The sequence below is a fragment of the Streptomyces sp. SM11 genome (assembly GCF_002910905.1).
In the GTDB taxonomy this organism is placed as follows: domain Bacteria; phylum Actinomycetota; class Actinomycetes; order Streptomycetales; family Streptomycetaceae; genus Streptomyces.
In genome coordinates, this window is sequence record NZ_NEUE01000064.1 from 1 (window position 1) to 10,801 (window position 10,801).

8 protein-coding genes and 1 pseudogene are annotated in these 10,801 nt (G+C 71.8%); 3 read left to right on the top strand and 6 right to left on the bottom strand.

The window, feature by feature from the left end; all coding sequences use genetic code 11:
* Window positions 1–305 precede the first annotated feature (305 nt).
* A complete protein-coding gene (locus tag B9S58_RS03870) occupies window positions 306–1,376 on the top strand; it encodes a chitinase (RefSeq protein ID WP_181009178.1) in 1,071 nt (356 codons plus the stop codon).
* A 217-nt stretch (window positions 1,377–1,593) separates the two neighbouring features.
* Window positions 1,594–3,237 (top strand): phosphoglucomutase (alpha-D-glucose-1,6-bisphosphate-dependent), encoded by a 1,644-nt coding sequence (gene pgm, locus B9S58_RS03875; protein WP_103530738.1) that lies wholly within the window; start codon window positions 1,594–1,596, stop codon window positions 3,235–3,237.
* A 31-nt stretch (window positions 3,238–3,268) separates the two neighbouring features.
* Here pgm and rho read toward each other — a convergent pair.
* The 6 genes and pseudogenes from rho to dhbA form a co-directional block, all read right to left on the bottom strand.
* Window positions 3,269–4,407: pseudogene (gene rho, locus B9S58_RS03880) on the bottom strand (transcription termination factor Rho).
* Between the two features lie 369 nt (window positions 4,408–4,776).
* Window positions 4,777–5,016, bottom strand: a complete 240-nt coding sequence (locus B9S58_RS03885; protein WP_103530739.1) for a phosphopantetheine-binding protein — start codon at window positions 5,014–5,016, stop codon at window positions 4,777–4,779.
* Window positions 5,013–5,645, bottom strand: a complete 633-nt coding sequence (locus tag B9S58_RS03890) for an isochorismatase family protein (protein ID WP_103530740.1) — start codon at window positions 5,643–5,645, stop codon at window positions 5,013–5,015. The genes B9S58_RS03885 and B9S58_RS03890 overlap by 4 nt, the downstream gene beginning before the upstream one ends.
* 29 nt (window positions 5,646–5,674) lie before the next feature.
* Window positions 5,675–7,312, bottom strand: coding sequence for a (2,3-dihydroxybenzoyl)adenylate synthase (locus tag B9S58_RS03895; protein WP_103530741.1), 1,638 nt, complete (start codon window positions 7,310–7,312; stop codon window positions 5,675–5,677).
* Window positions 7,309–8,514 (bottom strand): isochorismate synthase DhbC, encoded by a 1,206-nt coding sequence (dhbC, locus tag B9S58_RS03900; RefSeq protein WP_103530742.1) that lies wholly within the window; start codon window positions 8,512–8,514, stop codon window positions 7,309–7,311. The genes B9S58_RS03895 and dhbC overlap by 4 nt, the downstream gene beginning before the upstream one ends.
* A 90-nt stretch (window positions 8,515–8,604) precedes the next feature.
* On the bottom strand, window positions 8,605–9,435 hold the full coding sequence (gene dhbA, locus B9S58_RS03905; RefSeq protein ID WP_103530743.1) for a 2,3-dihydro-2,3-dihydroxybenzoate dehydrogenase: 831 nt from the start codon (window positions 9,433–9,435) through the stop codon (window positions 8,605–8,607).
* Between the two features lie 99 nt (window positions 9,436–9,534).
* On the opposite strand from dhbA, the gene B9S58_RS03910 reads away from it, so the two are divergent.
* Window positions 9,535–10,801, top strand: a 1,267-nt coding sequence (locus B9S58_RS03910; protein WP_146063458.1) for an iron ABC transporter permease, incomplete at its 3' end; no start/stop codon positions are given.

Here is a 10,801-nt window from a genome sequence, read left to right on the forward strand (position 1 = left end):
GCGGCTATGGTCGACCTATCGGATCTCAAGCGGTGCTGCAACCCTTTCAGGGGGCCTAACAGGGGCGTAGGGCGGTCATATTGTACGGGAACTCTTGGACCCCGCCCGGGCGGCGAAGCGGACGGGAGCCCTCAAGGAACCGCTCCACCGTCCGCCGCCACCGCTCCTGGCGGACGGTCAGGTCCAGACCTCTTGACCGAAGGTCTGGACCATTCTACGGTTTGGCAGGGTCACGACACAGGGCGGGACGGGGCGAACCCTTCGCACCGTCGGCGGCGGACCCGGGCTGGAAGGACGTACGGATCATGAGTCGAACCTCACGACTGCTGGGTGTCGGCCTGGCGGCGGCGCTCGTCCTACCGATGCTGGTCGGAGCCGCTCCGCCGGAGGCGGCAGAGACGAACAGCGCGGCCGCCGACGTGACCTGCGCGGTCAAGTCGAAGCCCACCGGCAAGGTGCTCCAGGGGTACTGGGAGAACTGGGACGGGGCGGCCAACGGTGTGCACCCGCCGCTCGGCTGGATCCCGATCACCGACTCCCGTATCACCCAGCACGGATACAACGTCATCAACGCGGCCTTCCCCGTCATCCGCTCCGACGGCACCGTCCTCTGGGAGGACGGCATGGACCGCACCGTCAAGGTCGCCACCCCTGCCGAGATGTGCCGGGCCAAGGCCTCCGGCCTCACCACCCTCATGTCGATCGGCGGAGCCGCGGCGGGGATCGACCTCAGCTCCAGCACGGTGGCCGACCGGTTCGTCGAGACGATCGTGCCGATCCTGAAGAAGTACAACTTCGACGGCATCGACATCGACATCGAGACCGGCCTCGTCGGCAGCGGAAACATCAACCAGCTGTCCGCGTCGCAGTCCAACCTCATCCGCATCATCGACGGCGTCCTCGCCGCGATGCCGTCGAACTTCGGTCTCACCATGGCCCCCGAGACGGCGTACGTCACCGGCGGCAGCGTCGCCTACGGTTCGATCTGGGGCTCGTACCTGCCCATCATCAAGAAGTACGCCGACAACGGCCGCCTGTGGTGGCTGAACATGCAGTACTACAACGGCAGCATGTACGGCTGCTCCGGCGACTCCTACTCCGCCGGCACCGTCGCCGGCTTCACCGCCCAGACCGACTGCCTGAACAACGGGCTCGTCATCCAGGGCACCACCATCAGGGTGCCTTACGACAAGCAGGTCCCCGGCCTCCCCGCCCAGCCCGGTGCCGGCGGCGGCCACATGTCCACCGGACTCGTCTCGCAGGCCTGGAACCACTACAACGGTTCCCTCAAGGGGCTGATGACCTGGTCCCTGAACTGGGACGGCTCCAAGGGCTGGACGTTCGGCGACAACGTGAAGTCCCTCCAGGGCCGTTGAGCCCCCGCCCGCACGTTTCCCGCGCCCCCCGTCCGCTCCGGACGGGGGGCGCGGCACTGTTCCGGCCGGGGCGCGACACGAGGAAGGCGTGAACCGGTCGCGCACCGGGGCGGCCGGGAGAGCAGAATCGGGTACGGACCGGGGTGATCGTTTCCCCGGTGCGCCGGGCCCGTCTCCCCGCGGGCCGGCCGACGACGAAGACGTACGAGGAGACCCGATGGTGCACGAACGGGCCGGGCAGCCGGCACAGTCCGCAGACCTGGTCGACGTGGCACGGCTGGTGACGGCCTACTACGCCCTCCACCCCGACCCGGCCGAGCCCGCCCAGCGGGTGGCCTTCGGCACCTCCGGCCACCGGGGCTCCGCGTTCGCCGCCGCGTTCAACGAGGACCACATCGCCGCCACCACCCAGGCGATCTGCGACTACCGCACCCGCCAGGGCGCCGACGGGCCCCTGTTCCTCGGCGCGGACACCCACGCGCTGTCCGAACCCGCCCGGGTCACCGCCCTGGAGGTGCTCGCCGCCAACGGGGCCACCGTCCTCATCGACAGCGAGGACGGCTACACCCCGACCCCCGCCGTCTCGCACGCCATCCTCACGTACAACCGGGGACGCGCCGGGCGCCTGGCCGACGGCATCGTGGTCACCCCGTCCCACAACCCGCCCGCCGACGGCGGCTTCAAGTACAACCCGCCGAACGGGGGGCCGGCCGCATCCGACGCCACCTCCTGGATCCAGGACCGGGCCAACGCCCTGATCGAGGCCGGACTCGGAGAGGTCCGCCGGATCCCGTACGCCCGCGCCCTGACCGCCGAAACCACCCGCCGGCACGACTTCCTGACCGCGTACGTCGACGACCTGCCCTCCGTCCTCGACCTCGACGCCGTACGGGACGCGGGCATCCGCATCGGCGCAGACCCGCTCGGCGGTGCGTCCGTCGCCTACTGGGGGCGGATCGCGGAGCGGCACCGGATCGACCTCACCGTGGTCAATCCGCTCGCCGACCCCACCTGGCGGTTCATGACGCTGGACTGGGACGGCAGGATCCGGATGGACTGCTCGTCCCCGCACGCCATGGCCTCGCTGATCGAACAGAGCGACGCGTACGCCATTGCCACCGGGAACGACGCCGACGCCGACCGGCACGGCATCGTCACCCCCGACGGCGGCCTGATGAACCCCAACCACTACCTGGCCGTCGCCATCGACTACCTCTACACCCACCGCGACGGCTGGGCCGCCGGGACCGGCATCGGCAAGACCCTGGTCTCCTCGTCCATGATCGACCGGGTCGCCCAGGACCTCGGCCGCACCCTGGTGGAGGTCCCGGTCGGCTTCAAGTGGTTCGTCGACGGCCTCTACGACGGCAGCCTCGGCTTCGGCGGCGAGGAGTCCGCCGGGGCCTCCTTCCTGCGCCGCGACGGCCGGGTCTGGACCACGGACAAGGACGGCATCCTGCTGGCCCTCCTCGCCTCCGAGATCACCGCCGTCACCGGATCCACCCCCTCCCAGCATTACGGGCACCTCACCGCCCGCTTCGGGGAACCGGCGTACGCCCGCATCGACGCACCCGCCACCCGCGAGGAGAAGGCCGTTCTGGGCCGCCTCTCCCCGCAGCAGGTCAAGGCCGACACCCTGGCCGGAGAACCCGTCACCGCCGTGCTCACCGAGGCCCCCGGCAACGGGGCCCCGATCGGCGGCCTCAAGGTCTGCACCGACAGCGCCTGGTTCGCCGCCCGCCCCTCGGGCACCGAGGACGTCTACAAGGTGTACGCGGAGAGCTTCCAGGGCCCCGGCCACCTCGCCCAGGTCCAGGAGGAGGCCAGGGCGCTCGTCTCCGAAGCGCTGGGCGGGGCATAGCAGCGGTCCGGGCCGCCGACGGTGCCGGGGCTCAGGTGTCCGGCACCGTCGGCCGCACCTGTCGCAGGAAGGCGGCGTTGTCCGGGGTGCGCCGGACCCGGTCGAGCAGTACCTGAAGGGCGCCCTGCCCGTCCCGCGCGTTCAGGGCGCGGCGAAGAGCTCGTACGGCTGCCAACTCACTCGTACCGAAGAGGAGTTCCTCACGTCGGGTGCCGGATCGGGTGATGTCGACGGCCGGGAAGATCCGTGCCTCGGCCGCGGAGCGGTCAAGCCGGAGCTCCATGTTGCCGGTGCCCTTCAGCTCCTCGAAGAAGAACTCGTCGGCCCGTGAGCCCGTCTCCACGAGGGCCGTCGCCAGGATGGTCAGCGAACCGCCCTCCTCGGCGCAACGGGCCGCGCCGAACAGTTTCTTGGGGCCGGACAGGGCCGCCGCGTCGACGCCGCCGCTCAGGGTCCGGCCGCCCGCGCGGGCGGCGTTGTTGTGGGCTCGGCACAGCCGGGTGAGGGAATCCAGCAGGATCACCACGTCCCGGCCCTGCTCGACGAGGCGTCGGCCGCGCTCGACGGCGAGTTCGGCCAGGGCGATGTGCTCCCGCGCGGGCCGGTCGAAGGTCGACGCGTACACCTCGCCGCGTACCGAGCGGCGCATGTCCGTGACCTCCTCGGGCCGTTCGTCGAGCAGCACCACCATCAGGTGCGCCTCGGGATGGTTGGTGGCGACGGCCGCGGCCAGCTGCTGCAGCAGCACCGTCTTGCCCGTCCGGGGCGGTGCGACGATCAGGCCGCGCTGGCCCTTGCCGACGGGCGAGACGAGATCGACGACGCGCGGTGCGGGCCCGCCGTTCGGCGTCTCCAGCCGCAGCCGTCGCGGGGGTGGACGGGAGTCAGGTCGTGGAACCGGCGGCGCCCCCGCAGGTCCTCAGGAGCGAGCCCGTTCACGCGGTCGACCGAGGACAGGGTGCGCGGCCAGTCGCAGCCGCCCTCGACGGCATCGCCCTTGCGCAGTCCGTGGCGGCGGATCAGGGCCGACGACACCTGGATGTCGTCGGGGGAGGGGCGGCCGCCGTGGACCCTGAGCGTGCCGTGTCCGTTGTCGGTGGTGTCGAGGAGGCCGGCGGCCCGGACGGGGCGCTGTTCCCTGGTTACGGGGCGTTCGAGTGTGGTGGTCATGGGAGGGGTCCTTTCGCGGACAGGCGAATGAGGGGACGGCGTACGGAGGGGCGGCGGACATCACGCCACGCACCGGGGGCACGGAAGCCCTGGGCCGGAGCGACAGCGACAACGCTGGGAAGAAGCTGGATCGCCGGTCGGAAAGGACGGGCGCAACAGCGGTGGAGAGAAATCAGCACCGGTGCCCGATGAGAAGGGGCATGCACATGTGCTCATCGCACTGTACCACTGTGCGCCGGGCGTGCGTCGGAACCTTCGTCGGACAGACGTCGCACCCGCGCCGGACACGCGTCGAGGGCGGTGGGAACCCGGTGTTCGGGTTCCCACCGCCCTCGGTGACCACGTACGGGCCGCAGCCGGGCCGCAGGGTCAGCCGGTCACGCCCAGCAGCGGGGCCCAGGACTCCAGCGCGGGCTTCTCGGCGAGGTCGGCGAAGGCCACCTCGATGCCGTGGTCGCGGCGCCAGGCGGCCGCCAGCGACATCAGGCGGACGGAGTCGAGACCGTAGTCGACGAGGTTCTCGTCGACGGGGATCTCCTCGGGTTCCTCGCCGAGCACGTCGGCGACATCGGCACGGAGCTGTTCGAGCGTGAGCGCCACAGCGGTCACTTCCCTTCGAAGACGGTCCGGGCGGTGGTGACGACGGCGCACTTGCCCGCGGCCCACCGCAGCGCCATCGCATGGTCCTCGGCCGAGAAGTCCGCCACCGCGTCGGCCACCACGAACGCCTGGATGTCCTGCATCCAGGCGTCGCACGCGGTCATGAGCACGCCGATGTGGGCGTAGACGCCGGTGATGACGATCTGGTCGCGGCCCTGCTCGCGCAGACGCTCCAGCAAGTCGGTGCGGACGAAGCCGCTGTACTTCCACTTGGTGAGGACGGTGTCGCCCGCGTCGGGCGCGACCTCGTCCGCGATGGCCGCCAGGTGCTCGTCGGCCGGGAGGCCCGGGCCCCAGAAGTCCTGCTGGAGGCCGCGTTCCACCGCGCTCTGGCCGCCGGGCTGCGCGGTGTAGAGCACCGGCACGCCGAGCCGCGCCGCGTCCTTCTTCAACTCGGCCACACGGGAGAGGAGTTCGGGTACGGGTGCGGCCCGGCGGTCGTACGCCGACAGGAAGTGGTTCTGCAGATCGTGGACGAGGAGCACCGCACGCGCGGGGTCGACGGTCCAGTCGACCCGGTTGGCGGGCAGTTCGTCGGCGGACGGCATGGGGTAGGGGACGATGGCGGGCAGAGCCATGGTGGAGAGGGTTCCGTTCGGGGAGTCGTTCAGTGGGACGGGGACGAAGAAGTGGTGCGGGCGGCGGCGTTGCGCAGGTCCTTCTTGGAGACCTTGCCCACACCGGTCTGCGGGAACGCGTCGACGAATTCGACCCGGTCCGGCACCTTGTAGGCGGCCAGACCCCGCTCGCGTACGAACCGCTTGACGGCCACCGCCTTGAGCGGACCCGCGCCCGAGCGCAGGATCACATAGGCGCAGACGCGTTCGCCCAGATACGGGTCGGGCTCGGCCACCACGTTGGCGTCGTGCACGGCCGGGTGGGCGAGGATGTGGTTCTCGACCTCCTCGGCGGCGATCTTCTCGCCGCCCCGGTTGATCTGGTCCTTGGCGCGCCCCTCGACGACGATGTGCCCGGTCGCGGTGGTCCGCACGATGTCGCCGGTGCGGTAGAAGCCGTCCTCGGTGAAGGAGCGGGCGTTGTGCTCGGGGGCGTTCCAGTAGCCCCGGATGGTGTACGGGCCCCGGGTCAGCAGGTGCCCCGTTTCGCCCGGGGCCACCTCCCGGTCCTCGTCGTCGACGACCAGGACCTCGTCGTCGGGCGAGATGGGCCGGCCCTGCGTGGTGACGATCATCTCGACCGGGTCGTCCAGCCGCGTGTAGTTGACCAGCCCCTCGGCCATGCCGAAGACCTGCTGGAGTGTGCAGCCGAGTGCGGGCCGCACCCGGCGGGCCGCCTCCTCGCTGAACTTGGCGCCGCCCACGAGCAGGACGTCCAGGCTGCTGATGTCGTGCACGGTGCTCGGCGCGGCCTCCGTCCACAGCAGGGCCAGCGGCGGTACGAGCCCGGTGATGGTGACGCCCTCGCGCTCGATCAGCGGGAACGCCACCTCCGGCGAGGGCTGGGGGCACAGCACCACACGGCCCCCGGCGTACAGCGTGCCGAGCGAACCGGGGGAGGAGAGCGGGAAGTTGTGGGCGGCCGGCAGGACGCACAGGTAGACGCTGCGCTCGCCGACCGCGCAGATGTCGTTGGACCCCCACAGCGAGTAGATGTAGTCGTCGTGGGTGCGGGGGATCAGTTTCGGTACGCCGGTGCTGCCGCCGGAGAGCTGGAGGAAGGCCAGGTCGTCCGGGCGCGGACCGCCGTGGCCGACCGGCTCCTCGGCGACCTCGGACAGCGCCTCGAACTCGCCGGAATCCCCCTGGGCGACGAACACGTGGCGCACCGTGCCCACTTGGGCGAGGGTCTTCGACGCCAGCACCCGGTAGTCGTAGCCGCCGTGCTCGGCCGCGATGACGTACGCCACCGCTTCGGTGAACTCGCAGAAGTAGGTGATCTCGCTCTCGCGGTGCGCGGGCAGCGCGAAGACGGGCAGCGCGCCGATCCGGAACAGCGCGAAGATCACCTCGAAGAACTCGGCGATGTTGGGGAGTTGCACCACCACCCTGTCGCCCTTGGTGATGCCGCGGGCGAGGAAGCCCGCTGCCAGCCGGTCGGCGCGCCGGTCGAGATCGGCGTACGTCCACCGGCTCCCCGCCACGGGGTCGACGATCGCGACCCGGTCCGGATGGTCCGCGGTGCGCTGCCGCAGCATTTCCCCGAAGGTCTCCCCACGCCACCAGCCGGCCGCCCGGTACCTCGCCGCGAACTCGGCGGGCCAGGTGGGCGCCGCGTCCGTACTCACAGCTCGGCTCCCACGGCGCTCAGGAAGGTGCGGAACTTGGCCGCGGTCTCGGCGGTCTCCGCCGCGGGCTCGGAGGCGGCGACGACGCCCGCTCCGGCGTACAGGCGCAGCGTGCGCTCCTCGGCGTCGGCGCAGCGGATCGTGACGACCCATTCGCCGTCGCCGTCGGCGTTGCCCCAGCCGACCACTCCGGTGAAGAACCCGCGGTCGAACGGCTCGGTCTCCGCGATGACCTGACGGGCCGTCGGCGTCGGCGTCCCGCACACGGCGGGCGTCGGGTGCAGCGCGACGGCCAGCTCCAGCGCCGAGGCGTCGGTGGAGCGCAGGGTGCCGGTGACCGTGGTGGAGAGGTGCCACATGGTGGCGGTGCGGATGAGTGTCGGGCGGGGCGGGACGGTCAGCTCCGTGCAGTGCGGGGCGAGCGCCTGGTGGACGGCGTCCACGACGACGGCGTGCTCGTGCAGGTCCTTGGCGGACTCCAGCAGCGTCGCCGCCCGGCGCACGTCCTCGGCGAGGTCGGCGCTGCGCGGGGTCGACCCGGCCAGCGGGTTGGCGACGACCTGCCGGCCGTGGCGGGAGACGAGCAGCTCGGGGCTGGCACCGATCAGGGTGCGCCCGGGGCCGGTCGGCAGCGCGAAGGTATAGCCGGAGGGGTCGCGGCGGGCGAGGCGCTGGAGCATCGCGGGCAGGTCGAGCGGGGTATCGGAGGTGAGTTCGAGGGTGCGGGCCAGGACGACCTTGCTGAACTCGCCGCGCCACATGCGCTCCACGGCGGAGGCGACGCCCTTGCCGTAGATGTCCGGTTCGGGCACCTGGCGTATCTCCCAGGTACCCGCGGTGGGCGCACCGGCGGGCAGGGCGATGAGCGGGTCGGAGGCGAGCGGAGGTGCGGTGCGTACGGACTCCGGGACGCTCAGGGCGGCCGGGGCGGTGTGGTCGAAGGGGATGGCGCCGAGAACCACCGGCGATTCCTGTCCGGCGGCGACCGCTGCGGCGAGCGTGGCGTCCACCCGCGCGGTCAACGGTCTCCCGTCATGGGGGACCTGGCGTCCCGGGCCGCGTGCGAGCAGTGTGCGTCCGGGGGTGGCGAGAAAGTGGTCGCCCGGTGTGTAGGCGTCCAGCAGCGAGGTGGCCGCTCCTACGGCCGGGTGGGCCGGATCGGCCGGGGCGGTGTGCGTGGCGACCTGGGATGCCGTCGACACGGGGACTCCATTCTCGATGGTCCCGTCAGCGGGTGCGGGGGCTGGATGGGAGGTGAAGGAAAGGAAGAGACGGGAGAGGCGGCCGGGCGGTCAGCGCAGCGTCGCTCCGCCGTCGACGTACAGCTCCTGCAGGGTGATGTGGCGGGCGCGGTCCGAGGCGAGGAACGCCACCGTCTCCGCGATGTCCCCGGGGTCGGCGATCCGGCCCAGCGGGATGCCGGTGCGGTACGTCGAGGGGTCCCCGTCGATGACGCGCTGTTCGGCGCCCGGATCGGTCCACAGCGCTCGTTGCATCGGCGTGTCGGTGGAGCCGGGTGCGACGACGTTGCAGCGCACGCCGCTGGGGGCGAGTTCGAGCCCCAGGCACTTGGTGAACATGGCGGCGGCCGCCTTGGACGCGGCGTAGGCGGCCATGCCGGTGCGGGGGATCCCGGCGGCGTTGGAGCCGACGGTGACGACCGCGCCGGATCCGCGGGCCGCCATGAGCGGGGCGACGGCCTGGGAGACGTGGAAGACGCCGGTGGCGTTCACCGCGAAGGTGTCCGCCCAGTCCTGTGCGGAGAGCACGGCCGCCGGGCCGGTGCGCAAGATGCCCGCGACGTTCACCAGGACGTCGACCGGACCCAGTCGGCGCTCCACGCGGGCCACGGTGCTCTCCACCGAGCCGCGGTCGGTGACGTCCATCACATATGGGTCCAGGCTGCCTGTCGAACGCTCGTCGCCGGGCAGTTTCTCCTGCGTCCGGGTCCACTCGGTGGCCAGCGCCTCGATGCCGGGCAGGGCGAGATCGGTGGCGGCCACGCGGGCGCCGAGGGTGGCGAGCAGGTCGGCGACCGCCGCGCCGATGCCTTGTGCGGCACCGGTGACCAGGGCGGTGCGGCCGTTGAACTCGCCGCTTCGGCCCGGTATGTGCTCAGGCATGAGCAACCTCCTCCGGTTGTTAGGTAAGGGTAACCTAAATGAATCGATCACTCGTAAGGGTGTCGAACTGGCGATGCTCACTTAGGCTAGCCTCACCTTATGCAAATGCCGCGCACGGGGACCACGGCCTCGGCTCCCGAATATGACTCCTCGACCGTCCAGTTGGGCGGGGGCGAAGCCGGCCGGCGGTCGGAGGCCCCGTCCGCCGGACACGCAGGAGCATCCTCGGGAACCGAAAAGGGAACAGCGTCGGGAACCGGACAGCTCCCCGGCCCCCGGCCGGCTCCCGGCGCCTCGGGTTCAACGGCCGATCCGCGACGGCGGACCGTCGTGGTCGCCGTCGCCGGACTGGCCCTCGCCGTCGTCCTGTTGACGGCCCTCTCCCTCTCGATCGGCGCGGGCGAGGTCGGCCCCGGCGGAGTCCTGGACTACCTGCTCGGCCGGGACGGCGCGCGCGACAACGCCCGGCTCTCCCTCGTCGTCGGCGACCTGCGCCTCCCGCGCACCCTCACCGCGCTGCTCGTCGGAGCCGCCCTCGGCGTCGCCGGGTGTCTGCTCCAGGCGGTCACCCGCAACCCGCTGGCCGAGACCGGACTGCTCGGCGTCAACGCGGGCGCGTCCCTCGGCGTCGTCGCGGGCATCGCACTCCTCGGCTTCGATTCCGGTTTCGCCTACCTCGTCTGCGCGTTCGTCGGCGCGGTGGTCGCCAGCGGCCTCGTCCTCCTCATCTCCGGCAGACGCGGCGGCGGCTCTCCCATGCGCCTGGTCCTCGCGGGTGCGGCGCTCGGCGCGACCTTCGGCGGGCTCACCAGCGTCATCGTCGTCAACTCCGCCGAGACCTACGACAGATTCCGCTTCTGGGTTCTCGGCTCCCTCGCAGGGGTCGAGGGCTTCGGCGAACTCGGCCGCCTCGCCCCCGTCCTCGCCACCGGCTTCCTCGTCGCCCTCCTGGTCGCCCGCCCGCTCTCCGCCCTCGCGCTCGGCGACGATCTGGCCCGCAGCCTCGGCCACCGTCCCCCCGTGATCCGTACGGTCGTGGCCATCGGCGTCACCCTTCTGACCGCCGCCGCCGTCGCGCTCGCCGGACCCATCTCCTTCCTCGGCCTGCTCGCCGGCTTCCTCGCCCGCGCCCTGGCCGGCACCCGGCTGGCGGCCCGGCTGCTGCTCGCCGGGCTGATCGGCGGCTGCGTCCTGACGGTCTCCGACATCGCCGCCCGCGTGGTCTCCCGGCCCTTCGAGGCGCCCGTCTCCGTCATCGTCGCCCTCATCGGCGCGCCCGTTCTCATCGCCATCGTCCGCTCCAAGCAGCTGACCTCGATGGGCATGACGGAACCGGCCACCGAGGAACGCGCCCCCGACCGCCCCC